The following is a 22,167-nucleotide window of genomic DNA, read 5'->3' as shown; positions in this document are numbered from 1 at the left end:
GTCATTGAGATCCTGGCCGCAATGGGACGCAGCGACGAGCCTTCGTGCGCTCAGTGGTCGTTTGTACCGGTTCCGCGCGTCTCGGCGAGGGCGCGCAGGGCGCGGGCGTCGCCGATGGCCTTGGCCTTGGCCACCCCGGGCTGGATGCCGAGGACGGGCAGGCTGGTGCCGTCGCTGAGGTCGAGGAACACCCACGGGTCGCCGGGGCGGAGGTTGACGCGCAGGATCTGCGCCCACTCCAGGCGGCGCTTGGTCGTCAGGTTGACGACGGTGACGCCGGCTTCGTCGGCGACCACCTTGGGGCGGCTGAGCAGGAGCAGTACGGAGCTCAGCAGCGCGGCGGTGAAGACGAAGCTGATCCGCTCCCCCGGGCCGAGCTTCTCCAGCAGGACGGCGATGGCCGAGATGGTGGTGAACATGACGAGCCCGACGCTCAGCAGCACCGCCCGGGTGCGGTTGGGCCGAAAGGTGACCGGCAGGACGGGCGGTACGGGCTGGGCGACGGGCTCGCTCATGTGTGCTTCAGCGCCTTCTGGAATTACGGGATCGCGGTGCGGTGCGGTGCCGTGCCGTCAGAGCCGGCAGGCGTGGATCGAGGTGGTGAGGATCGCGCGCGCGCCGAGCTCGTACAGGTCGTCCATGATGCGCTGGGCTTCCTTGGCGGGGACCATGGCGCGGACCGCGACCCAGCCCTCGTTGTGCAGCGGGGAGACGGTCGGCGACTCCAGACCCGGCGTGAGGGCGACGGCGCGCTCCAGGTGCTCGGCGCGGCAGTCGTAGTCCATCATCACGTAGCTGCGGGCCACCAGGACGCCCTGGAGGCGCCGCAGGAACTGCTGGGCCTGCGGGTTCTCCGGGTCGGTGCCGTTGCCGCGGATCACCACGGCCTCGGAGGTCATGATCGGCTCGCCGATGACCTCCAGGCCGGCGTTGCGCAGGCTGGTGCCGGTCTCGACGACGTCCGCGATGATCTGGGCGACGCCGAGCTGGATGGCGGTCTCGACCGCGCCGTCGAGGTGGACGACGGAGGCGTCGATGCCCTTCTCGGCGAGGTGCTTGGCGACGATTCCCTCGTACGAGGTCGCGATCGTCATCCCGTGGAAGTCCTCGGGGCCCTTCGCGGTGCCGGGCTTGGTGGCGTAGCGGAAGGTGGACCGGCCGAAGTTCAGCGGCAGGATCTCCTCGGCACTGGCGCCGGAGTCGAGCAGCAGGTCACGGCCGGTGATGCCGATGTCGAGCTTGCCCGAGGAGACGTAGATCGCGATGTCCTTGGGGCGGAGGTAGAAGAACTCCACGCCGTTCTCGGGGTCGACGACCACGAGCTCCTTGGACTCCTTGCGCTGGCGGTAGCCGGCCTCATGGAGCATCGCCGACGCCGGTCCGGAGAGTGAACCCTTGTTGGGGACGGCGATGCGCAGCATGGGGCTTCCTTTGGTGCGTGGGATACGTGGGTGCGGGCGGGGTGTGCGTGCCTGGCTCAGAGGTGCGCGTAGACGTCGTCGAGGGAGATCCCGCGCGCCACCATCATCACCTGGACGTGGTAGAGCAGCTGGGAGATCTCCTCGGCGGCGGCGTCCTTGCTCTCGTACTCCGCGGCCATCCAGACCTCGGCGGCCTCTTCGACGACCTTCTTGCCGATGGCATGGACGCCCTTGCCGACGAGCTCGGCGGTACGGGAGGTGCTCGGGTCGCCGTTGGCGGCCTTGAGCTGGAGCTCGGTGAAGAGCTCTTCGAAGCTCTTAGGGGGTTTGTTCGCCATGATGCCCTTAGAGTACGGGTTCACCCGGCGCCCCCGGCGCCAGGGTTCACTCCGTGGACTACCGCCAGGGTTCGCTGACGGTCCGCAGGGTCATGGCGGTGGAGACGGCGGCGGTGACCGCTTCGTGCCCCTTGTCCTCGTTCGACCCTTCGAGTCCGGCGCGGTCCAGCGCCTGCTCGTCGTTGTCGCAGGTCAGTACGCCGAAGCCGACGGGGACTCCGGTGTCGATCGACACCTGCACCAGGCCCTGGGTGACGCCCTGGCAGACGTAGTCGAAGTGCGGGGTGCCGCCGCGGATGACCACGCCGAGGGCGACGATGGCATCGTAGCCGCGGCCCGCGAGCACCTTGGCGACGACCGGGAGCTCGAAGCTGCCGGGGACGCGCAGCAGGGTGGGCTCGTCGATGCCCAGCTCGTGCAGGGCCCGCAGGGCGCCGTCGACCAGTCCGTCCATGACCTTCTCGTGCCACTGGGCCGCGATCACGGCGACTCGGAGGTCTCCGCAGTTCTTCACGCTCAGTTCGGGTGCGCCCTTGCCGCTCACAGCTCTGCTCCTCGGTGGTTCGTGGATGTACGTACGGGTGGTGGTGCGTTCTTACTGGTTGCCGCAGGTGGACACGGGCACTGCCGCGTCCAGCCAGGGCAGGTCGTGGCCCATCCGGTCCCGCTTGGTGCGCAGGTACCGCAGGTTGTGCTCGCCCGCCTCCACCGGCATGGACTCCCGGTCGGTGACCGTGATGCCGTGCCGGACGAGGGCGTCGGCCTTGTCGGGGTTGTTGGTCAGCAGGCGGACGCTGCGGACTCCGAGGTCGGCGAGGATCTGCGCACCGGAGCCGTAGTCGCGGGCGTCGGCGGGCAGGCCCAGTTCGAGGTTGGCGTCGAGGGTGTCGCGGCCGCGTTCCTGGAGCTCGTACGCGCGCAGCTTGGACAGCAGTCCGATGCCGCGGCCCTCGTGGCCGCGCAGGTAGACGACGATCCCGCGGCCCTCGGCCTGGATCCGCTCCATGGAGGCGTGCAGCTGCGGGCCGCAGTCGCAGCGCTGGGAGGAGAAGATGTCGCCGGTCAGGCACTCGGAGTGCATGCGGACCAGGACGTCCTCGCCGTCGCCGATCGCGCCGTGGACGAGGGCGACGTGCTCGACCCCGTCGACGGTGGAGCGGTAGCCGTACGCGGTGAACTCGCCGAAGGAGGTCGGCAGGCTGACCTCGGCCTCGCGGCGCACGGTCGGCTCGGCGGAGCGGCGGTAGGCGATCAGGTCCTCGATGGAGATGATCGTCAGACCGTGCTTGCGGGCGAAGGGGATCAGCTCGGGCAGGCGCAGCATGACGCCGTCCTCGCCGGCGATCTCCACGATGGCGCCGGCCGGGCGCAGGCCCGCGAGGCGGGCGAGGTCGACGGCGGCCTCGGTGTGGCCGTTGCGGACCAGGACGCCGCCGGGCTTGGCGCGCAGCGGGAAGATGTGGCCGGGGCGGACGAAGTCGCCGGGGCCACTGACGCCGTCGGCGAGGAGCCGCAGGGTGGTGGCGCGGTCGGCTGCCGAGATGCCGGTGGTGACGCCGTGGGCGGCGCTCGCGTCGACGGAGACGGTGAAGGCGGTCTTCATCGACTCGGTGTTGTGCTGGACCATCTGCGGCAGTTCGAGGCGCTCCAGCTCGTCGCCCTCCATGGGGGCGCAGATCAGGCCGCGGCACTCGCTCATCATGAAGGCGATGATCTCGGGGGTGGCCTTCTCGGCGGCGATGACGAGGTCGCCCTCGTTCTCGCGGTCCTCGTCGTCGACGACGACGACCGGGCGGCCCGCCGCGATGTCGCGGATGGCCTGCTCGACGGGGTCGAGGCGGAAGGTCTCTTCGGGGATGTCGGGCACGGGCTTGAGGCTGGTCATGCCGTTGCTCCTTCCAGGGCCGGGGCGGGGGCGGTGCGAGAGCGGAGCCACCAGTCGCGCATGCCCCACAGGACGAGCGCGCCGTAGATGACGTAGACGAAGCCGGAGAAGGCGTATCCGTTGGCGAAGTTCAGGGGCACGCCGACCACGTCGACGAGGAGCCAGGCGAACCAGAACTCGACCATGCCGCGGGACTGGGCGTACATCGCGACGACGGTGCCGACGAAGATGTACGCGTCGGGCCAGGGGTCCCAGGACAGCGCCGGGTAGGCGGTGAAGAGCAGGGCCACGGCGACGGTGCCGACGGCCGCTGCGCCGACGAGGACGCCGCGCTCGCGCCAGGTCGCGAAGCGGACGGCGATCGTGCCGTCCTGCGCCTGCTGCCGGCCCCGGCTCCACTGCGTCCAGCCCCAGGCGGCGACGAGCATGACGACGACCTGCTTGCCGGCGCTGCCGGACAGGTGACCGGCGGCGAAGGCGACGAAGAGGATGACGCCCGAGAGGAACTGGGCGGGCCAGGTCCATATGGAGCGCCGCCAGCCGAGGGCGAGGGCGATCAGACCGATCGTGTTGCCGATCATGTCGGACCACTTGATGTGCTGGTCGAAGGCGGTGAAGGCCTCCGAGTTCAGCCAATCCACGGCGTTCATCGGCCGGCCTCCTGGTCCTTGTCCTTGCCGAGCAGCCGCTCGACGTACTTCGCCAGGACGTCGACCTCGAGGTTGACCGGGTCGCCGGGCTGCTTGATGCCCAGGGTGGTCAGCGCGAGGGTGGTGGGGATGAGGCTGATGGTGAACCAGTCGGCGGCGGCCTCGACCACGGTGAGGCTGACGCCGTCGACCGTGATGGAGCCCTTCTCGACGACGTAGCGCGAGAGGTTCGCGGGGAGGGCGACCTTGACGATCTCCCAGTGCTCCGACGGCGTCCGGGAGAGGATTTCGCCGGTGCCGTCCACGTGCCCCTGGACCAGGTGGCCGCCGAGCCGTCCGCCGAGTGCCATCGGGCGTTCCAGGTTGACCCGGGAGCCCTTGGTCAGGGCGCCGAGGCTGGAGCGGTTGAGGGTCTCCTGCATGACGTCGGCGGTGAACTCGCCGTCGCCGGTCTCCACGACCGTCAGGCAGACGCCGTTGACGGCGATGGAGTCGCCGTGCTTGGCGTCCTCGGTGACGACGGGGCCGCGCAGGCGGAAGCGGGAGGCTTCCTGGAGCTCCTCGACGGCGACGACTTCGCCCAGTTCTTCGACGATTCCGGTGAACACTTCAGTGCTCCTTGGGGGCAGTGGGGGCGGCGGGGACTGAGAGGACTGAGGGGGTTGCCGTGGGGACGGCGGTGACGCGGATGTCCGTGCCGATGCGGACGGTCTCGGTGATCCGGAGCCGCAGCGCGTCGGCGAGGGTGCCGATCCCGGCGTCGCCGAGTGCGGCGGGACCCGCGCCGAGGAGGACCGGGGCGAGGTAGCCGACGACCTTGTCGACGGCCCCGGCGGCGACGAAGGCGCCGGCCAGGGTCGGGCCGCCTTCGAGGAGGACGGAGCGGACGCCGCGCCCGTACAGCTCGCCGAGCAGGGCGTCCACGGAGATCCCGTGCTCGTCGTACGGGAGCCGGGCCAGCTCCACCCCGGCGAGCCGGCCGGCCTCGGCGTCCTCGGCGACGGCGACGAGGGTGGGGCCGGCCCCGTCCAGGACGCGGGCGGTGGGCCGGATCGTGGCGTGGGTGTCCAGGACGACGCGCAGGGGCTGGACGGCGCCCTCGACTCCCCGGACGGCGAGGTGCGGGTCGTCGGCGCGCAGGGTGCCGGAGCCGACGACCACGGCGTCGGCCTCGGCGCGCAGCCGGTGGACGTCGGCGCGGGACTCGGCCGAGCTGATCCACTGGCTGGTGCCGTCGGCGGCGGCGATGCGGCCGTCGAGCGTGGCGGCGTACTTCCACAGGACGTAGGGGCGGCCCAGGCGCACGGAGGTCAGCCAGGCGGCGTTGCCCTCCTCGGCCTCTTCGGCGAGCAGCCCGGACTCCGTGGCGACGCCGGCGGCGCGCAGGGTGGCGCCACCACCGCTGGCCTGCGGGTTCGGGTCGGAGACGGCGTAGACCACACGGGTGATCCCGGCGTCGACGAGGGCCTGGGCGCAGGGGCCCGTACGGCCGGTGTGGTTACACGGTTCGAGGGTGACGTAGGCGGTGCCGCCGCGGGCGGCCCCGCCCGCCTCGCGCAGGGCGTGGACCTCGGCGTGCGGTCCGCCGGCCCGCTCGTGCCAGCCTTCGCCCACGATCGTGCCCGCGGCGTCGGTGATGACGCAGCCGACGACGGGGTTGGGGCTGGTGGAGCCGAGGCCGCGGGACGCGAGCTCGACGGCTCGGCGCATGGCACGGGTGCCCGTGTCGGGTGCTTCGTGCGCGGCGTGTGTCGCCACCGGGTCCTCCTGCCACATCGGGCACGGACTCCGGGGCCTGTCGGGATACGACAGATGGAGCGGAACAGCTCGCACGGGGACGCCGAGGCCGGAAAAACGGTCCGCTCGGGCACATCCACGAGGATGCGCCGACGAACCGCCGACGGCGGCGTACCGGAAACTGGCCCGCCGCGCACTGCCTCCCATCCGGACTTTAACCGTCGGTCCAGGAATCTCACCTGGTCAACCGGCCGCTGGCTGCGGACGGGTCGCGGACTATAACCGCCGGTTCGGAATTACACCGACCCCGGAGTGCGCTGCTTACTGGTACTGCAGCCCAGTCTGCCACGGGTGATCGGCGGCCATGCGGGTGATGCGGTGTGGCCTGGGTCACACGGAGAGTGATCTGGATCTCACTCCGACCGCACCTCCACACCCCCCTGAGCCACCCTCCGGCGCGAGTCCACGCCGACTCCGGCGCGACGGGCGGACCGGATCCGAGGTTGGTCCAGACCTATTGACGGTTTGGTCTAGTCCTCTTAACGTTCCCCTCAACTTCACCCGGGAACAGCCCGTCAGATGTGCGCACGTCACGGGCCAACACGCAGTACCCGCATGCCTGTTGTGTCCTGCCATCCTCCCCTCCCCAGGAGGCACCATGCTGTCCCCCACACGTACGAGAGCGATGCTCCTGGCATCCGGCGCCGCAATCGCCGGACTGCTGGTCGCGGGGCTCTCGACGGGCGTCTCGCACGCCGCCGACAACGAGAGCTGTCGCCCCGACGGGCTGTACAAGACGGCCGGGGTCGACGTCCCGTACTGCTCGGTCTACGACTCCGAAGGCCGCGAGAAGATGGGCGCCGACCACCAGCGCCGCGTCATCGGATATTTCACCGGCTGGCGCACCGGCAAGGACGGCACCCCCGCCTACCTGGCCAACAACATCCCGTGGTCCAAGGTCACCCACCTGAACTACGCCTTCGCCCACGTCGGCGCCGACAACAAGATCTCGGTCGGCACGGACAACGCGAACAACGCCGCCACCGGGATGACCTGGCCGGGCGTCGCGGGCGCCGAGATGGACCCGGCCCTCCCCTACAAGGGCCACTTCAACCAGCTGACGAAATTCAAGAAGCAGTACCCGAACGTCAAGACGCTGATCTCGGTCGGCGGCTGGGCGGAGACCGGCGGCTACTTCGGCGACGACGGCAACCGGGTCGCCTCCGGCGGCTTCTACTCGATGGCCACCAACGCCGACGGCTCGGTCAACCAGGCCGGCATCGACACCTTCGCGGACTCCTCCGTCGAGTTCATCCGCAAGTACGGGTTCAACGGCGTCGACATCGACTACGAGTACCCGACCACGATGAAGGACTCCGGCAACCCACTGGACTGGCAGCTCTCCAACGCCCGCCGCGCCGGCCTGGTCCAGGGCTACGCGGCCCTGATGAAGTCGCTGCGCGAGAAGCTCGACCGCGCGGGCGCCGCCGACGGCAAGCACTACCTGCTCTCCGTCGCCGCCCCCTCCTCCGGCTACCTGCTGCGGGGCATGGAGACGTTCCAGATGCAGAAGTACCTGGACTACGTCAACATCATGTCCTACGACCTGCACGGCGCCTGGAACGAGTACGTCGGCCCGAACGCCTCGCTCTTCGACGACGGCAAGGACGGCGAACTCGCCGCCGCGAGCGTCTACTCCACCTCCCAGTACGGCGGCGTCGGCTACCTCAACACCGACTGGGCGTACCACTACTTCCGCGGCTCGATGCCGGGGGGCCGCATCAACATCGGCCTGCCGTACTACACCCGCGGCTTCAAGAACGTGCAGGGCGGCACGGACGGTCTGTGGGGCAAGGCCCCCGCGACCACCTGCCCGGCCGGCGCGGGCCTGACCAAGTGCGGTGACGGCGCGGTCGGCATCGACAACCTGTGGCACGACAAGGACACCAACGGGGCCGAGTCCCCGGCGGGATCCAACCCGATGTGGCACGCGAAGAACCTGGAGAAGGGCGTCGTCGGCGACTACGTCACCAAGTACGGCTTCCCCGCGAACACGACGCTGACCGGCACCTACGCCCGCAAGTACGACTCCACCCTGGTGGCGCCGTGGCTGTGGAACAGCCAGAAGAAGGTGTTCCTCTCCACCGAGGACGAGCAGTCGGTGGCCGCCAAGGCCGACTACGTGGTGAACAAGGGCATCGGCGGCACGATGGTCTGGGAGCTCGCGGGCGACTACGCGTACAACTCGGCCAAGGGCCAGTACGAGATGGGCGACACGCTCACCTCCCTGATGTACGACAAGTTCAAGGCCGCCTCCCCGTACGGGGCGAACAAGGCGGGCGCCGCGCTGCCCACCCAGGCCGTGGACATCAAGACGGAGTTCACCGAGTTCAAGCTGGGCGACTCCAACTACCCGATCACCCCGAAGCTCAAGATCACCAACAACACGAACGCCACGCTGCCCGGCGGCACCGAGTTCCGGTTCGACTACGGCACCTCGGCCCCGAACAACGCCTCGGACCAGTCCGGCTTCGGCACGACGGTGATCAGCAGCGGCCACACCGGCAACAACGTCGGCGGCCTCAAGGGCGACTTCCAGCGGGTCTCCCTGAAGCTCCCGGCCTGGCAGACGCTGGCCCCGGGCGCCTCGGTCGACCTGGCCTTCAACTACTACCTGCCGGTGTCCACGCCCTCCAACTGGACGGTGAACATCTCCGGCACCACCTACGCCCTCGCCGGCGACCTGGCACGCGGCACGACGGTGGTCCAGCCGGGCGGCGGCTCCACGCCCCCGACCACGCCTCCGACCACTCCTCCGACGACCCCGCCGACCACTCCTCCCACCACCCCGCCGACGACTCCCCCGACGGGCGGTACGTGCACCAACCCGGCGTACGTCGCGGGCACCGTCTACAACAGCGGCAACGTCGTCTCCCACAAGGGCCGCAACTGGAAGGCCCAGTGGTGGACCCAGAACGAGGAGCCGGGCACCACGGGTGAATGGGGCGTCTGGAAGGACCAGGGAGCCTGCTGACTCCCTGACACCTTTCGCTGACACCCCGTATGGATCGTGAGGACCCGGTGGCCCGGCGGCCACCGGGTCCTCGCTCGTTAGGCTGGCCGGATGCCCACCCATGCCACCGCGTCGGTCGCGGACTTCGAGGAACACCGCCCCCGGATGTTCGGCATCGCCTACCGCATGCTCGGCTCCGCCACCGAGGCCGAGGACATCGTGCAGGACGCCTATCTGCGCTGGACCTCGGCCGACCGCGGGGACGTCGAGCACCCGGGGGCCTGGCTCGCCAAGGCCGTCACGAACCTGTGCCTCAACGCCCTCACCTCGGCGCGCGCCCGGCGCGAGGAGTACGTCGGCCCCTGGCTGCCGGAGCCGGTGCTCACCGGGGGCGGGGCGCTCGGCCCCCTGGAGTCGGCGGAGCAGCGGGACAGCGTGTCGATGGCCCTGCTGGTGCTGCTGGAGCGGCTCACGCCGGTGGAGCGGGCCGTGTACGTCCTGCGCGAGGCCTTCGCGTACTCCCACCGGGAGATCGCCGGGCTGCTGGACCTCTCCGAGGCCAACTGCCGGCAGCTCCACCATCGGGCGGCGGCCCGGGTCGCCGCGCCGAAGCCGCGCTTCGAGCCGGACCCCGAGCGGTGGCAGAGCCTGGTGGAGACCTTCCTGGAGGCCGCCCGCGGCGGGGACGTGGCCCGGCTGGAGACCATGCTGACCGCGGACGCGAAGTACGTCGGGGACGGCGGCGGAGTGGTCAGCGCGGCCCTGCGGCCGATCCTGGGCCGCGACAAGGTGGCCCGCTTCGCGGTGGGCATCATGGCGAAGTACGGGGACGACCTCACGATCCGTTTCGCGGAGGTCAACGGATCGCCCACGCTGCTCTTCGGCGACCTCGGAATCTTCCAGGTCGAGATCGAAGACGGCCTGGTCAGCGGCCTGCGAACGGTGACGAACCCGGAGAAGCTCGTATTCCTCCACCGGCAGCTGTCACATTCCTGAGCCCTGTCCGGTCCAAGCTGGGCAACGGAAGTTCCAGTGAAGGGCAGCCCCTCATGAGCAGCACGCACACCGTTCTCGTCACCGGAGGCACCGGAACCCTCGGCAGGCCGCTCGTCGCCCGGCTCCGGGAGGCGGGCCACGAGGTCCGCGTCCTGAGCCGGGGCTCGGCCGACTTCCCCGTCGACCTGCGCACCGGCGACGGCCTCGACGCGGCGATGGCGGGCGTGGAGGTCGTCGTGCACTGCGCGAGTTCGCCGGGCGGAGGGGACGAGGTGGCCGCCGGCCGGCTGGTCGAGGCCGCGCGCCGGGCGGGGACCGTCCGCAACCTCGTCTACATCTCCATCGTCGGCGTGGACGTGGTCCCCCTCGGCTACTACAAGGCGAAGCTGAAGGTGGAGCGGATGCTGGAGGCCTCCGGGCTGGGCGTGACCATCCTGCGCACGACCCAGTTCCACGACCTGGTGGCGCAGGTCGTGGACACCGCGTCCAAGCTGCCGGTCGTCCCGGTGCCGGTGCCGAGCGGGGTACGGGTCCAGCCGATCGCGGTCGAGGAGGTCGCGGCCCGCCTGGCGGACCTCGCGGTCCCGAGCCCCGCCGGTCGGGTGCCGGACATGGGCGGCCCGGAGATCCACACCCTGCCCGACCTGGCCCGCACCTACCTCGCGGCGACGCACCGCCGACGCCGCGTCCTCCCCGTGCCGCTGGCGGGCAAGACGTACGCGGCCTTCAAGCGCGGCGGCAACCTGACCCCGTCCCACGCGGTGGGCCGCACCACGTTCGCCGAGTTCGCGGCGGGGCGGGGGGCCTAGAGGGGAGGGCGGGGCCGCCCCCTGGGGCAACCCCGGGAGGCAGGCCCGTTCACCCCCCGAACAACACCTCCTGCGCCGCCTCCCTGGCCGCCAGTTGGGCGCCCGCCAGGACCGCCGGGTCGCCCAGGGTCGTGGCTCGGACCTCCGTCGGGACCGGGGTCAGGGAGGCCAGGCGGTGCGAGACCCGGGCGGCCAGGACCGGGCCGCCCGCGCGGCCCAGTTCGCCGGCCAGGACCACGCAGCCCGGGTCCAGCAGCGCCGCGGCGGCCGCCGCGCCCAGGGCGAGGCGTTCCGCGAAGGCGTCGAGGAAGGATTCGCCCGCGGCGCCGGCCACTGCCTGCTCGACCGGGCCCTCGAAGCCGTGCTCGCGCGCCAGCGCCTCGATGGCGTCCCGGCCGACCAGCGCGTGGAAGCCGCCCGCGCAGCCCGTGGCCGACGGCAGGCCGCCGGTGCCCGGCACCGGGAGGAAGCCGATCTCCCCGGCCCCGCCCGAGGCGCCCCGGCGCAGCCGGCCGTCCAGGACGACCGCCGCGCCGACCCCCGCGCCGAGCCACAGCAGGACGAAGGAGTCCAGGTCGCGGGCCGCGCCCTGGCTCTGCTCGGCGAGGGCGGCCAGGTTGGTCTCGTTCTCGACCAGCACCACGGCCGGCAGGCTCCGCTGGAGGGCCGCGACCAGCTCCCGGTGCCAGGCCGGCAGGCCCGAGGTGTCGCGGAGTTCGCCCGTCGCGGGGGCGACCAGGCCGGGGGCGCCGATGACGACGGTGTGCAGTTCCTCGGCCCCCGCCGCGCGGGCGGTGCTCAGAAGGGTCGCGACCGCGTCCTCGGGGGCGCCCACGGGCAGGGCGGCCCGGGCGATCGGGGTGCCGAGCAGGTCGGTGACGACCGCGGTGACGCTGTCGGTCCGTACGTCCAGGGCGGCCAGGTGGGCGCGGTGGGCGACGATCCCGTACAGCTTCGCGTTGGGGCCGCGCCGCTGTGCGCCGGACTCCCCCACGACCTCGATGAGGCCGGCCCCGGTGAGGCGGTCGACGAGGTCGGCGACCGAGGGGCGGGAGAGCCCGGTCATGGTCTTGAGCTGGGTGGCCGTCAGCGGCCCGGAATCCTGCAGGAGTTGCAGCGCGAGGCGGTCGTTGATGGCCCGCGCCGTGCTGGGCGAGGCGGGCACGGGCGACCGGGTCGCGGCGATGGCAGAAGTCACGGCCCCCATCCTAGGCAATCGAGGGAGATATCTATCAGGCAGGGTTCCTGATAGTTTAACGCCCATGACCGGGGAACCAGACCTCAGCCCGGCGCGCCTGCGCCATGCCCGTTTCGCCATCGCCGCCGTCTTCTGCACGCACGGCGCCGTGACCGGCTCCTTCGCCACCCGCATCCCCTGGATCCAGGAGCACGCCCAGCTGAGCGCCGGCACCCTGGGGCTGGCGCTGGCCTGCCCCGCCGTGGGCGCGGCGCTGGCGATGCCCCTGGCCGGGCGGGTCAACCACCGGTTCGGCGCGCGTACCGCGCTGCGCGGGCTGCTGGCGATGTGGACCCTCGCGCTCATCCTGCCGAGCCTCGCCCCGAACCTGTTGGCGCTCTGCCTCGCGCTCTTCTTCTACGGGGTCGCGGCCGGGATGTCGGACGTGGCGATGAACGCGCTGGGCGTGGAGACCGAGAACCGGCTGGGCCGCTCGATCATGTCCTCGCTGCACGGGATGTGGAGCGTGGGCGCGCTGATCGGCTCGGCCGCCGGCACGCTCGCCGCGCACGCCGGCGCCGACGCGCGGCTGCACCACCTGGTCGCGGCGCTCGCGCTGACCGCGGTCGGGCTGGTCGCCGTACGGGGCGTCCTGGACCTGAGGGCCGAACCGGACGGGGACGCGCCGCCGCATTTCGCGCTGCCTCCGAAGTCCGCGCTGCTCATCGGCGCCATCGGCTTCTGCGCGGTGTTCGCGGAGGGGGCGAGTCTGGACTGGTCGGCCGTGTACCTGCAGGACACCCTGAACACGGACGCCGGGCTCGCGGCGGCCTCCACCACGGCCTTCGCGCTCACCATGGCCGTCGCCCGGCTCGTCGGGGACCGGGTGGTCGACCGGTTCGGGCCGGTGCGCACGGTCCGCGCGGGTGGTGTCGTGGCCACCGCGGGCGGGCTGCTGGTGGTCCTCGCCCGGCACCCCGCGGCGGCCCTGGCCGGTTTCGGGATGATCGGGCTCGGCATCGCGGTGGTGGTCCCGCTCGCCTTCGCGGCCGCGGGGCGCAGCGGGCCCGCCCCGGCGCAGGCCATCGCGGGCGTCGCGACGATCACGTACACCTCGGGCCTGATCGCGCCGTCGGCGATCGGCGCGGTGGCCGACGCGACCTCGCTGGTGTGGTCCTTCGGGCTGGTCACCGTACTGGCCTTCGCGCTGACCGCCGGGGCCTCGGTACTGCGCCGGAGGTCTCCCGTGGGGCACCCTGGGGCCACACCCACCGAGAAGGCCCCTCGGCCCAATCGGGACGAACCAGCCCGTATACAGCCGTAACATATCGATCAACCGGCCGCAGCGGCATCCCTCGCGCTGCGGCCTCGATGTGTGACCGGTGCCGGGCGCGACCTCCGGCCGGCCGGAGAAGTGGAGTGGAACATGGGCCTCGGCGTGCGCTGGACCCTGCACGGCGACGGGCGGACGCCCGCCCCCGGCGCGGTGGTACGGCCGGACGAGCGGCTGTCGTGGCCGCGGACCGCCGGGCTCGGCGCCCAGCACGTCGTGGCGATGTTCGGCGCGAGTTTCGTCGCCCCGGTCCTGATGGGACTGGATCCGAACCTGGCCATCATGATGTCCGGCATCGCGACGATGATCTTCCTCCTCGCGACCCGCGGCCGGGTCCCGTCCTACCTGGGCTGCTCGCTCTCCTTCGTGGGCGTGGCGGCGGCGATCCGGGCGGGCGGCGGGGACAGCGCGGTGGTCACCGGTGCCGTCTTCGTCGTCGGCGCGGCGCTGTTCCTCGCGGGTCTGGCCGTGCACCGGTTCGGCGCCCGCATCATCCACGCCACGATGCCGCCGGTGGTGACGGGCGCGGTGGTGATGCTGATCGGCTTCAACCTGGCGCCCGTGACGGCCTCGACGTACTGGCCGCAGGACCAGTGGACCGCGCTGCTGACGATGCTGTTCACCGGCCTGGCGGTGGTGTGCCTGCGCGGCTTCTGGTCGCGCATCGCGATCTTCCTCGGGCTGCTCTTCGGCTACGGGCTCTCCTGGGTGCTGGACCGGATCTTCGGGCAGATCCACTCCACGACGGGCGGGGCCGAGGCCGTGGACCACTGGCGCCTGGACCTCTCCGGGGTCTCCAAGGCCGACTGGATCGGACTGCCGTCCTTCCACGCCCCGGCCTTCGAGTGGTCGGCGATCCTGATCGCGCTGCCCGTGGTGATCGCGCTGATCGCCGAGAACGCCGGGCACATCAAGGCGGTCGCCGAGATGACCGGCGACCGGCTCGACGACAAGCTCGGCACCGCCATCGCGGCCGACGGCGCCGCCTCGATGCTGTCCACGGGGGTCGGCGGCCCGCCGAACACCACGTACTCCGAGAACATCGGCGTGATGGCGGCCACCCGGGTCTACTCCACGGCGGCGTACTGGGCGGCGGCGTTCTTCGCGCTGCTCTTCGGGCTGTGCCCCAAGTTCGGGGCGGTCGTGGCCGCGATCCCGGGCGGTGTCCTCGGCGGCATCACCGTCATCCTGTACGGCATGATCGGCCTGCTCGGCGCGCAGATCTGGATCAACGGCCGGGTGGACCTGCGCAATCCGCTGAACCTGGTGCCGGCCGCGGCGGGCATCATCATCGGCATCGGCGGGGTCAAGCTGCAGATCACCGACAGCTTCGAGCTCGGCGGCATCGCGCTGGGCACCATCGTGGTGATCACGGGCTACCACACGCTGCGGTACTTCGCCCCGGCGCACATGAAGGTCGAGGAGCCCCTGCTGGACGAGGGGACTTCGACGTACGACGAGGACCCGACCGGCGGGGGCCCGACCGGCGGAGGCCCGGCCGCCGGCGGCACCGGGGACAAGCGGAGTTGACGCCTCTTCGCCCGAACCGGGGAAGCGCACGGCCAAGTTCCCCGGATCCGGGGCGGCGGCTGCGACGCTGCCTGACATGGAAGCGGTGCTGGCGCGGATGCGCGCCCTGGACGAGCGGCTCCCCGCGCAGGACGGTGTCGCCGTCTTCAACCGGGTGTACCTGACCGTGACGGAGACCCTGTACGAGCGGATCTCCCACGGGGGTTTCCCCGCACCGCGCAGGGCGGCCGCGCTGAGCGCGCGCTTCGCGGAGCGCTACCTGACGGCGGTGGAGGCGGACCGGCCGCCGGCCTGCTGGCGGCCGCTGCTCCAGTACCGCCGCCACCCGGGCGTGCGCCCGCTCCAGCACGCGCTGGCCGGCATCAACGCGCACATCGGCCACGACCTGGCGCTGGCGGTGGTGGCCACCTGCCGGTCACTGGACTGCGAACCACGGGCCTTGGAGGCGGACTTCGACCGGGTCGGCGACACCTTGGTCGCCCTGGAGGAGCGCATCCGCGAGGACCTGATGCCGGGGCCGGACCTGCTGGAGATCGCCGACCCGCTGACCCACCTGATCGGGTCCTGGAGCCTGGAGCGCGCCCGTTCGGGCGCCTGGGCGGCGGCCCGCCTGCTGTGGTCGCTGCGCCGCTCTCCCGACCTGGCGGAGGAGTTCACCGAGTCCCTCGACTCGGGCGTCGGCCTCGTGGGCCGGTGCCTGCTGACGCCGACGGGGCCGAAACCCCGTGCGGCCTGGGCCTTCGCCCCCTAGCCTGACGCCGTGACCAGCTTCGCCACGCACCGCCGACGGGTGCACGACACCGGGCTCCCGCCGTACCGGCGGCTGTCGGCGCTGCGCACCTGCCTGACCGAGTTCGCGCCGTACGGGTTCCGGGCGACCTATCACCACCTGTGCCGCAGCGCGGGGATCCCCCGGAACCTGGAGCGGGATCCGGGAGCGTTGGTGTGGGCGGTGGAAGAACTGCACGCCGCCCGGGCGCTGTGGCTGACCGAGCAGGCCGGGTGGGAGTCGCGCCGCCGTGCCCAGAAGGGTGCCGGTGTCCGTGTTCCCGATCCGCCCCCGCCCACGGTCCGGCTGTGGTGCCCCGATCCGGAGTTCCACCCGGCCGCACCGCTGCCCGCCGTGATGCCCCGCCTGATGTCCGCCCCGCGGGCCGGTGACCTCGCGGTCTGCCCGCTGTGCGAGACGGACCGGGGCACGACGCCACTGCGCGACGGGTACTGGCTCCATCGGCTGTGCGCGGGCTGCGGGGTGAGCCTGGGGCGGCGCGAGCAAGGCCGTGCCCGGGCCGTGCAGGACGCGCGGAAGGCCCGTTGGAGGCTCGTGTGGAGCCGGACGGTGTGAACGGGACGGCATGAGAACGGGCCGCCGCCGCGCTCGTGCGCGGGGGCGGCCCGTGATCATGGGGGGCCTGGATCTCAGTCCTCCGGGATGTCAGTCCTCCGGAAGGTCAGTCCTCCGGGAGTTCGACCGGGGCGATCTCGTCGTAGACGTCGCCCGGGCCCGGGTTGGTGGAGTCCGTGGAGCCACCGAGGTGGTGCATGACGCCCCAGACCGCGTTGAGGGCGGTCTGGACGGCGCCCTCGGCCCAGCCGGCCGTCCAGGAGATGTCGTCGCCCGCGAGGAAGATGCCGCGCTTGTCCTCGGGGAGGCGGTCCTGCATGAAGTGGGTGAACAGGCGCCGCTGGTAGCGGTAGTGGCCCGGCAGGTTGGCCTTGAACGCGCCCATGAAGTAGGGCTCGTCCTCCCAGGACACGGTCACCGGGTTGCCGATGATGTGACGGCGGATGTCGACCTTCGGGTAGATCTCGCCGAGGGACTTCAGCATGACCTCCATCCGCTCGTTCGCGGACAGCGGCAGCCACTTCAGGCTGTCGTCGCACCACGTGTACGAGAGGCAGATGACGGCGGGCTTGTCCGGGCCGTTGTCCAGCAGGTAGGTGCCGCGGGTCATGCGGTCCGTGAGCGTCATCGACATGACGTCGCGGCCGGTCTCCTCGTCCTTGTCCAGCCAGAAGGGGCGGTCGACGGGGACGAAGAGCTTCGAGCTCTCCATGTAGTGGGTGCGCTCGATCGCCGTCCAGTGGTCGATCGGGAACAGCGTGTCGTCGCACGCGATCTTGGACAGGAGCATCCAGGACTGCGCGGTGAAGATCGCGGCGCGGTAGGTGCGGATGTCGCCCGAGGAGTCGGTGACCGTGATGCGGTTGCCGGCCGTGCGGTGCAGGCGGGTGACGGCCGGGCGCGGGGTCCCGTCGTGCAGGGAGGACAGGGAGGTGCCCTGGGCCCAGTGGACGATCTTCTCGGGCTCGCGCTCCCACAGGCGCATCGGCAGCTGCTGCGAGCCGCCGACGATGCCGCGGTGGTGGTCGTCGGCCTCGGTGTAGACGACGCGCAGGATCTCCAGGATGGAGTTCGGGAAGTCGGTGTCCCAGCCGCCCGTGCCGAAGCCGACCTGGCCGAAGATCTCGCGCTTGCGGAAGGACTTGAACGCCTCCGACTTGCAGAGGAAGCCGTAGAAGGTCTCGTCGTCGAGCTTCTCGACGAGCTTGGCCCAGATCTCGCGGATGCGCGGGACGTCCCGCTCGCGCATCGCGGTGTTCATGTCGGAGAAGTCGGCGCCCTCGTCGAGGCAGGCGTTCCACGCGTCGGCGACGTCGCGGTAGATCTGCGGGAGGTCGGCGATGGTCTCGGCGTAGTGCGTCTCGCCCTTGAGGTCCACGACCGTCGAGGGGGTGGCCTCGGCGAGCGGGTTCGGGAAGGGCTCGGTGACCAGCCCGACGAGGTCGATGTAGTGCTGGAGGGCGGTGGAGGAGGGCGGGAAGCGCATGGCGCCCATCTCCGCCGTGAGGCCCTCGGTCTCGGCGCCCTCGAAGCCGACGGTGCGCAGCCGGCCGCCGATCTGGTCGGCCTCGTAGACGACGGGCTTGAGGCCCATCTTCATCAGCTCGTAGGCCGAGATGATGCCGGACAGTCCGCCACCGATGACGGCGACCTCGGTGCCGAACTCGGTCGCCGGTATCTGGCCGAGCCCCGCCGGGTGGGCCAGGAAGTCGTCGTACGCGTAGGGGAAGTCCGGGCCGAACATGGTGATCGGCGGCTGTCCGTCGCCGTGCGGGACGGCGGTGGTGGGCACCGTGGACGTCATGGGGTACGACTCCTTGCGGGGGTGGGGCAGGGGGGAGGGCGGTGCGGGCGGGACTCAGACGAGGGAGGCGTAGAGCCCGGGGCGGCGGTCGCGCAGGTAGGGATTGGTCGTGCGCGACGCGCTGAGCAGCTCGGGGTCGGCCTCGCCGAACACCAGCTCCTCGCCGCGACCGGCCCGGGTGCGGGTGACCCCGTCGGGGCTCGCCAGGCAGCTGAGTCCGACGAACTCGAACTCGCCTTCCGGACCGGTGCGGTTGACGTACGCGATGTACATCTGGTTCTCGAAGGCCCGTACGGGGACGAGCTGTTCGGCGACGAACTGGAAGGGGTGCATCTGCGCGGTCGGCACCAGGAGGAGGTCGGTGCCGGCGAGCGCGTGGGCCCTGACGTTCTCGGGGAACTCCACGTCGTAGCAGATCATGATGCCGATGCGGAGGCCGCCGAGGTCGGCCTGGACGACGGGGGTGTCGCCGGGGGTGAAGGCCTCCTGCTCGAAGCAGCCGAAGAGGTGCGTCTTGCGGTAGTTCGCGAGCGGGGCGCCGTCGGGGCCGATGAGCTGCGCCGAGTTGTACACGGCGTCGCCCGAGCGCTCGGGGTAGCCGTACAGGACGGCGATCCCGTGGCGGCGGGCGATGCCGCCGATGGCGTGGGCGGACTCGCCGTCGGCCGGTTCGGCGCGGTCGGCGATGTCCTGGGGGTCCAGGGCGTAGCCGGTGAGGAACATCTCCGAGGTCACGAGGAGCCCGGCCCCGCTCTGTGCGGCGCGCGCCGCGGCCTCGTCGAGCGCCTTCAGGTTCTCGGCGGTGTCGCCGAGCCGTCCGGAGCTCTGGAGGAGGGCGGTGCGCAGCGGGGCCATGGATATCCTCTGTGGCAGGAGGGGTGGGGGTCGTAAAACGGTACGTTCGGACGTTCGACCCGGACAAGCCGTGACCGTTGCGCTCGGAGCATCGATTCGTTGCGCGTTCCGCCGGGTGGGCGGTGATTCGTTGCGCGCCCCCCGTGCGACTGCCCTACGGGGCCGTCCGGAAGGCCGGGTGGGCCCCGAGGAAGCGCAGGTCGTCGAGGATTCCGGGGGTGTGGTTGGAGACGACGCGCCCGCTCCAGGTGTCGACGAGGGCGGGAACGGTCAGCGTGCCGTCGAAGTGGTGGCCGGTGGCCTCGTAGGCCAGGCGCAGGGCGGTGTGGGCCCCCGCGCCGTGCGCGTCGCCCGCGCGGTGACCGGGGTCCGCGGGGAGGACGGTGGCGGCGACCGCGGCTTCCAGGCCGAGCGCGGCCAGTGCGGCGGCCACCCGAAGGGAGCGAGGACAGTCGGGGCCGAGGTAGAGGTGGTAGCGGTGCGGGACGGGCGAGAAGCCGGTCCCGATGCGGCCGCGCAGCTCGGTGCGGGGCGAACCGGTCGACGGGTCGGGCACGGCGGCCACGGCGGCCACGGGAGGCTCGGCGCGGACGGCGGGCTCGGCGGGCAGGGCCGTGGGCACGGCGATGGAGGACATGGCGCTCCTGAGGCGGAAGAGGGCACGGCGGGTTGCCGGGTCGCGCGGTGCGCGCCCGGTCGTCTTCGGTCGTCTTCAGGGGGTGCCGCTCGCGGCCGCCCCCGCGGGGTCAGCGGCCGAAGGCGCTGCAGACCCGCAGGAGGTCGATGTGGAGGCGCCGGGTCAGCCACCAGCGGCGGAGGGTCCGGGCCTCCGCGTACGCCGTTCCGGCCGTGTCCACCGGTCCCGCCCCCGTCCTGGCTCGTCGCCGCTTCGGCGGCCCTGCTCGCGGTGGTTAGGCTTCCCGCGGCGGGCACGCTCCATGCGCCCGCCTCCCGCAGTCTCGTGGCGGCGACCGGGACCGTCAAGAAGGCGGTCACGGCCGGTTCCCGGCCACCTACGGAAGGAATCCGGTACCCGATGTCCCCCGAATCCGGCTCCGTGCCCGCCGCCGAGGTGCTCGACAATCCGGTCTGGGCGGCGCTGACCGGACCGCACCGTGCCTTCGCCGAGTACGGGCCCGCGGGTCTGGCCGCCCGGTACGCACAGGACGCGAGCCCGTTCGCGGCCCTCGCCGACCCGGCCGACCCCCGCGCGTGGGCGGACCTGGCGGCATTGGCCGGCCCCGACGAGGGGGTCTGGGTGACCGGGCTGCTGACCCCGCCGCCGGGCTGGGAGACCGTGATGACCATTCCCGGCGTACAGATGGACGGGCGGGCGGTACGCGCCGAGGCCGCGCCCGGGGCGGTCCGCCTGGGCCGCGGTGACGTGCCGGAGATGCTGGAGCTGGTGGAGCTGACCCGGCCGGGCCCGTTCATGGACCGCACCGTGGAGCTCGGCACGTACCTGGGGATCCGGCAGGAGGGCCGGCTCGTGGCGATGGCCGGGGAGCGGATGCGGCCGACGGGCTGGTCGGAGATCAGCGCGGTGTGCACGCACCCGGAGTTCCGTGGCCGGGGCCTTGCGGCCGGGCTGATCCGGGCGGTCGCCGCGGCGGCGCGCGAGCGCGGGGACGTCCCGTTCCTGCACGCGGCGGCGGAGAACACCGGGGCGGTGCGGCTGTACGAGTCGATGGGGTTCACGCTGCGGCGCCGGCCGGACTTCGTGGGGCTGCGCACGCCGGCCGAGGAGGCCTGATCCGGGATCCGTCGGCCACTGCGGGGTTTCGCGGGGCGCTGCGCGGTCAGACGCGTGGCACACCCACGGAAAGGAACAGCCATGACCGACGTCTCGCGCCTGCCCGGCTCCGCCCACCACCACTGGCAGTGGCAGCTGCGCGCAGCCTGCCGGAATCTGGGGCCCGGCCGCTTCTACCACCCCGCCGGGGAGCGGGGTGAGGACCGGGAGGAACGGGACGCCGCGGCCAAGCGGGTCTGCGGGGGATGCCCCGTCCGGGCGGCCTGTCTGGATCATGCGCTGCGGACCCGTGAGCCGTACGGGGTCTGGGGCGGTCTGACGGAGGAGGAGCGCCGCGCCCTCGCCCGCCCGCGGGCCACGGCCGGCGCATCGGCGGGCCGCTAGGGCCTGGGAACCCGTGGCCGCCCGGAGGCGGCAGCGGCCTCTCGTGCGGGACGTGCCCGGGCGCACCCGGCGGCGTGCGCCGGGTGCGCCCTGGGTCGGTTCCGATGGGTCAGGCCGTGTCGGCCTCGCGGTGCATGCCGTGGCACAGCGCCCAAATGATGAAGATGTTCACGGCGACCAGCGTCATCGCCCAGAAGGGGTAGTACGGGATCGACAGGAAGTTGGCGAGGGCGCCCAGACCGGCGGCGACCACGCCGAAGTACCGCGCCCACAGGGCTCCGCTGAGCACGGCGCAGCCGGCGAGGACGATGACGATGCCCACGATGAGGTGGATCCATCCCCAGCCGGTGAGGTCGAACTCGAAGACGTAGTGGCGGGTCCGCAGGAAGATGTCGTCCTTCGCGATGGCCGCGATGCCCTCGAAGGCCGCCATCGCGCCACCGAAGATCATCAGTGCCGCGGCGAAGGCGGTGGACCCGGAGACCGGAGCGCGCCAGGGATCGGGCCCGGGCGCTTTGGAGCGGGTGGTGTCACTGGCCATGGAGGCCTCCTCGGGCGACGGCCCGTCCGGCCGGTCGACCTTGCCGGACCGGCGCATGATCCCCCGTCCCAGCGTGGCACGGGCGGATCGCGTCGGCATTCCGGCCGCCCGGGTGACCCCCCGGGAGCGGCGTTACGCCGGGGCGCCCGAGGTGAAGCGGCGCAGGAGCGGGGAGAGGACCAGGACCGACTTCGTGCGTTCCACGAAGGGCTCTCCCGCGATGCGCTCCAGTACGCGCTCGAAGTGGCGCATGTCGGAGGCGAAGATCTGGACGAGGGCGTCCGCGTCGCCGGTGACGGTCGACGCGGACACCACCTCGGGGTACCGCTCCAACCCTCGCCGGATGTCGTCCGGCGAGGTGTTGTGGCGACAGTAGATCTCGATGAAGCCCTCGGTCTCCCAGCCCATGGCGGCGGGGTCGACGCGGACGGTGAAGCCGGTGATGGCCCCCTCCGCACGCAACCGGTCCACGCGCCGCTTCACGGCGGGAGCGGAGAGCCCGACCTCGGAGCCGATGTCCGCGTAGGAGCGGCGGGCGTCCTCGGCGAGGGCGTGCACGATGCGTTCGTCGAGATCGTTCAGTCGCACTGCGGGTG

General features: G+C 72.0%; 23 protein-coding genes and 1 riboswitch. Of the genes, 9 read left to right on the top strand and 14 right to left on the bottom strand.

Features of this window, described 5'->3' with window-relative positions; all coding sequences use genetic code 11:
* Positions 1–50: 50 nt before the first annotated feature.
* Genes ACFYZL_RS23860 through ribD form a run of 8 tightly spaced genes read right to left on the bottom strand, consistent with a single transcriptional unit; the run spans position 51 to position 6,004 of the window.
* Positions 51–515, bottom strand: coding sequence for a PH domain-containing protein (locus ACFYZL_RS23860; protein WP_384746372.1), 465 nt, complete (start codon positions 513–515; stop codon positions 51–53).
* Between the two features lie 57 nt (positions 516–572).
* Positions 573–1,421, bottom strand: a complete 849-nt coding sequence (gene hisG / locus ACFYZL_RS23855) for an ATP phosphoribosyltransferase (RefSeq protein ID WP_384589234.1) — start codon at positions 1,419–1,421, stop codon at positions 573–575.
* Positions 1,422–1,477: 56 nt separating this feature from the next.
* Positions 1,478–1,759 carry a phosphoribosyl-ATP diphosphatase gene (locus tag ACFYZL_RS23850; RefSeq protein ID WP_365172582.1) on the bottom strand — a complete coding sequence of 94 codons (282 nt, stop codon included), beginning with the start codon at positions 1,757–1,759 and terminating at the stop codon, positions 1,478–1,480.
* Positions 1,760–1,817: 58 nt separating this feature from the next.
* The gene (ribH, locus tag ACFYZL_RS23845; protein ID WP_007262951.1) at positions 1,818–2,303 is read right to left on the bottom strand and encodes a 6,7-dimethyl-8-ribityllumazine synthase; all 486 of its coding nucleotides are present in this window, start codon (positions 2,301–2,303) and stop codon (positions 1,818–1,820) included.
* Between the two features lie 51 nt (positions 2,304–2,354).
* The gene (locus tag ACFYZL_RS23840) at positions 2,355–3,644 is read right to left on the bottom strand and encodes a bifunctional 3,4-dihydroxy-2-butanone-4-phosphate synthase/GTP cyclohydrolase II (protein WP_384746373.1); all 1,290 of its coding nucleotides are present in this window, start codon (positions 3,642–3,644) and stop codon (positions 2,355–2,357) included.
* Entirely contained in the window at positions 3,641–4,294 is a 654-nt protein-coding gene (locus tag ACFYZL_RS23835; protein WP_384746374.1) for a nicotinamide riboside transporter PnuC, read from the bottom strand. Before ACFYZL_RS23835 ends, ACFYZL_RS23840 begins: the two co-directional genes overlap by 4 nt.
* Positions 4,291–4,902 (bottom strand): riboflavin synthase, encoded by a 612-nt coding sequence (locus ACFYZL_RS23830; protein ID WP_384746375.1) that lies wholly within the window; start codon positions 4,900–4,902, stop codon positions 4,291–4,293. Before ACFYZL_RS23830 ends, ACFYZL_RS23835 begins: the two co-directional genes overlap by 4 nt.
* Before the next feature lies 1 nt (position 4,903).
* A complete protein-coding gene (ribD, locus tag ACFYZL_RS23825) occupies positions 4,904–6,004 on the bottom strand; it encodes a bifunctional diaminohydroxyphosphoribosylaminopyrimidine deaminase/5-amino-6-(5-phosphoribosylamino)uracil reductase RibD (protein WP_384746398.1) in 1,101 nt (366 codons plus the stop codon).
* A gap of 216 nt (positions 6,005–6,220) precedes the next feature.
* Positions 6,221–6,351, bottom strand: a riboswitch (FMN riboswitch).
* A gap of 338 nt (positions 6,352–6,689) precedes the next feature.
* Between ribD and ACFYZL_RS23820 the strand changes: the two genes are divergently transcribed.
* The 3 genes from ACFYZL_RS23820 to ACFYZL_RS23810 all read left to right on the top strand — a co-directional run bounded on the left by ACFYZL_RS23820 (position 6,690) and on the right by ACFYZL_RS23810 (position 10,849).
* Positions 6,690–9,065, top strand: a complete 2,376-nt coding sequence (locus tag ACFYZL_RS23820) for a chitinase C-terminal domain-containing protein (RefSeq protein WP_384746376.1) — start codon at positions 6,690–6,692, stop codon at positions 9,063–9,065.
* Between the two features lie 90 nt (positions 9,066–9,155).
* Positions 9,156–10,040, top strand: coding sequence for an RNA polymerase sigma-70 factor (locus ACFYZL_RS23815; RefSeq protein WP_384746377.1), 885 nt, complete (start codon positions 9,156–9,158; stop codon positions 10,038–10,040).
* 53 nt (positions 10,041–10,093) lie between these two features.
* Positions 10,094–10,849 (top strand): SDR family oxidoreductase, encoded by a 756-nt coding sequence (locus ACFYZL_RS23810; RefSeq protein ID WP_384746378.1) that lies wholly within the window; start codon positions 10,094–10,096, stop codon positions 10,847–10,849.
* A gap of 49 nt (positions 10,850–10,898) precedes the next feature.
* Here the strand turns inward: ACFYZL_RS23810 and ACFYZL_RS23805 are convergent, their stop codons facing one another.
* Positions 10,899–12,014: an ROK family transcriptional regulator gene (locus tag ACFYZL_RS23805; RefSeq protein ID WP_384746399.1), complete on the bottom strand. Its 1,116-nt coding sequence runs from the start codon at positions 12,012–12,014 to the stop codon at positions 10,899–10,901.
* Positions 12,015–12,111: 97 nt separating this feature from the next.
* Between ACFYZL_RS23805 and ACFYZL_RS23800 the strand changes: the two genes are divergently transcribed.
* The 4 genes from ACFYZL_RS23800 to ACFYZL_RS23785 all read left to right on the top strand — a co-directional run bounded on the left by ACFYZL_RS23800 (position 12,112) and on the right by ACFYZL_RS23785 (position 16,234).
* Positions 12,112–13,350, top strand: a complete 1,239-nt coding sequence (locus tag ACFYZL_RS23800) for an MFS transporter (protein ID WP_388681471.1) — start codon at positions 12,112–12,114, stop codon at positions 13,348–13,350.
* Positions 13,351–13,452: 102 nt separating this feature from the next.
* On the top strand, positions 13,453–14,889 hold the full coding sequence (locus tag ACFYZL_RS23795) for a uracil-xanthine permease family protein (protein WP_384746380.1): 1,437 nt from the start codon (positions 13,453–13,455) through the stop codon (positions 14,887–14,889).
* Between the two features lie 76 nt (positions 14,890–14,965).
* Positions 14,966–15,640 carry a DUF5995 family protein gene (locus ACFYZL_RS23790; protein ID WP_388681468.1) on the top strand — a complete coding sequence of 225 codons (675 nt, stop codon included), beginning with the start codon at positions 14,966–14,968 and terminating at the stop codon, positions 15,638–15,640.
* A 9-nt stretch (positions 15,641–15,649) separates the two neighbouring features.
* Positions 15,650–16,234 carry a hypothetical protein gene (locus ACFYZL_RS23785; protein ID WP_388681465.1) on the top strand — a complete coding sequence of 195 codons (585 nt, stop codon included), beginning with the start codon at positions 15,650–15,652 and terminating at the stop codon, positions 16,232–16,234.
* Positions 16,235–16,340: 106 nt separating this feature from the next.
* Here the strand turns inward: ACFYZL_RS23785 and ACFYZL_RS23780 are convergent, their stop codons facing one another.
* From ACFYZL_RS23780 to ACFYZL_RS23770, 3 genes are all read right to left on the bottom strand, one after another.
* Positions 16,341–18,038 carry a flavin monoamine oxidase family protein gene (locus ACFYZL_RS23780; RefSeq protein WP_384746383.1) on the bottom strand — a complete coding sequence of 566 codons (1,698 nt, stop codon included), beginning with the start codon at positions 18,036–18,038 and terminating at the stop codon, positions 16,341–16,343.
* Between the two features lie 54 nt (positions 18,039–18,092).
* Positions 18,093–18,893, bottom strand: coding sequence for a carbon-nitrogen hydrolase family protein (locus ACFYZL_RS23775; protein ID WP_384589267.1), 801 nt, complete (start codon positions 18,891–18,893; stop codon positions 18,093–18,095).
* 154 nt (positions 18,894–19,047) lie between these two features.
* The gene (locus ACFYZL_RS23770; RefSeq protein WP_384746384.1) at positions 19,048–19,530 is read right to left on the bottom strand and encodes a hypothetical protein; all 483 of its coding nucleotides are present in this window, start codon (positions 19,528–19,530) and stop codon (positions 19,048–19,050) included.
* 399 nt (positions 19,531–19,929) lie between these two features.
* Between ACFYZL_RS23770 and ACFYZL_RS23765 the strand changes: the two genes are divergently transcribed.
* A complete protein-coding gene (locus ACFYZL_RS23765) occupies positions 19,930–20,646 on the top strand; it encodes a GNAT family N-acetyltransferase (protein ID WP_388681460.1) in 717 nt (238 codons plus the stop codon).
* Positions 20,647–20,727: 81 nt separating this feature from the next.
* The gene (locus ACFYZL_RS23760; protein ID WP_384746387.1) at positions 20,728–21,030 is read left to right on the top strand and encodes a WhiB family transcriptional regulator; all 303 of its coding nucleotides are present in this window, start codon (positions 20,728–20,730) and stop codon (positions 21,028–21,030) included.
* Positions 21,031–21,139: 109 nt separating this feature from the next.
* Here ACFYZL_RS23760 and ACFYZL_RS23755 read toward each other — a convergent pair whose 3' ends face one another.
* Both ACFYZL_RS23755 and ACFYZL_RS23750 read right to left on the bottom strand, forming a co-directional pair.
* Entirely contained in the window at positions 21,140–21,571 is a 432-nt protein-coding gene (locus ACFYZL_RS23755) for a hypothetical protein (protein ID WP_384746388.1), read from the bottom strand.
* 132 nt (positions 21,572–21,703) lie between these two features.
* Entirely contained in the window at positions 21,704–22,159 is a 456-nt protein-coding gene (locus ACFYZL_RS23750) for an Lrp/AsnC family transcriptional regulator (RefSeq protein WP_030027017.1), read from the bottom strand.
* Between the last annotated feature and the right edge of the window lie 8 nt (positions 22,160–22,167).

It is taken from the genome of Streptomyces sp. NPDC001717 (assembly GCF_042892775.1).
GTDB lineage: Bacteria > Actinomycetota > Actinomycetes > Streptomycetales > Streptomycetaceae > Streptomyces.
This window is presented reverse-complemented; position numbering and strand designations above follow the sequence as displayed.

Excerpts from the sequence above, each read along its gene's own strand:
- ACFYZL_RS23790 (WP_388681468.1), top strand. The coding sequence starts at position 14,966 with ATGGAAGCGGTGCTGGCGCGGATGCGCGCCCTGGACGAGCGGCTCCCC.
- ACFYZL_RS23815 (WP_384746377.1), top strand. The coding sequence starts at position 9,156 with ATGCCCACCCATGCCACCGCGTCGGTCGCGGACTTCGAGGAACACCGC.
- ACFYZL_RS23820 (WP_384746376.1), top strand. The coding sequence starts at position 6,690 with ATGCTGTCCCCCACACGTACGAGAGCGATGCTCCTGGCATCCGGCGCC.
- ACFYZL_RS23780 (WP_384746383.1), bottom strand. The coding sequence starts at position 18,038 with ATGACGTCCACGGTGCCCACCACCGCCGTCCCGCACGGCGACGGACAG.
- ACFYZL_RS23850 (WP_365172582.1), bottom strand. The coding sequence starts at position 1,759 with ATGGCGAACAAACCCCCTAAGAGCTTCGAAGAGCTCTTCACCGAGCTC.
- ACFYZL_RS23860 (WP_384746372.1), bottom strand. The coding sequence starts at position 515 with ATGAGCGAGCCCGTCGCCCAGCCCGTACCGCCCGTCCTGCCGGTCACC.
- ACFYZL_RS23800 (WP_388681471.1), top strand. The coding sequence starts at position 12,112 with ATGACCGGGGAACCAGACCTCAGCCCGGCGCGCCTGCGCCATGCCCGT.
- ACFYZL_RS23770 (WP_384746384.1), bottom strand. The coding sequence starts at position 19,530 with ATGTCCTCCATCGCCGTGCCCACGGCCCTGCCCGCCGAGCCCGCCGTC.
- ACFYZL_RS23810 (WP_384746378.1), top strand. The coding sequence starts at position 10,094 with ATGAGCAGCACGCACACCGTTCTCGTCACCGGAGGCACCGGAACCCTC.
- ACFYZL_RS23760 (WP_384746387.1), top strand. The coding sequence starts at position 20,728 with ATGACCGACGTCTCGCGCCTGCCCGGCTCCGCCCACCACCACTGGCAG.
- ACFYZL_RS23775 (WP_384589267.1), bottom strand. The coding sequence starts at position 18,893 with ATGGCCCCGCTGCGCACCGCCCTCCTCCAGAGCTCCGGACGGCTCGGC.
- hisG (WP_384589234.1), bottom strand. The coding sequence starts at position 1,421 with ATGCTGCGCATCGCCGTCCCCAACAAGGGTTCACTCTCCGGACCGGCG.
- ACFYZL_RS23755 (WP_384746388.1), bottom strand. The coding sequence starts at position 21,571 with ATGGCCAGTGACACCACCCGCTCCAAAGCGCCCGGGCCCGATCCCTGG.
- ACFYZL_RS23765 (WP_388681460.1), top strand. The coding sequence starts at position 19,930 with ATGTCCCCCGAATCCGGCTCCGTGCCCGCCGCCGAGGTGCTCGACAAT.
- ACFYZL_RS23835 (WP_384746374.1), bottom strand. The coding sequence starts at position 4,294 with ATGAACGCCGTGGATTGGCTGAACTCGGAGGCCTTCACCGCCTTCGAC.
- ACFYZL_RS23840 (WP_384746373.1), bottom strand. The coding sequence starts at position 3,644 with ATGACCAGCCTCAAGCCCGTGCCCGACATCCCCGAAGAGACCTTCCGC.
- ACFYZL_RS23795 (WP_384746380.1), top strand. The coding sequence starts at position 13,453 with ATGGGCCTCGGCGTGCGCTGGACCCTGCACGGCGACGGGCGGACGCCC.
- ribD (WP_384746398.1), bottom strand. The coding sequence starts at position 6,004 with ATGCGCCGAGCCGTCGAGCTCGCGTCCCGCGGCCTCGGCTCCACCAGC.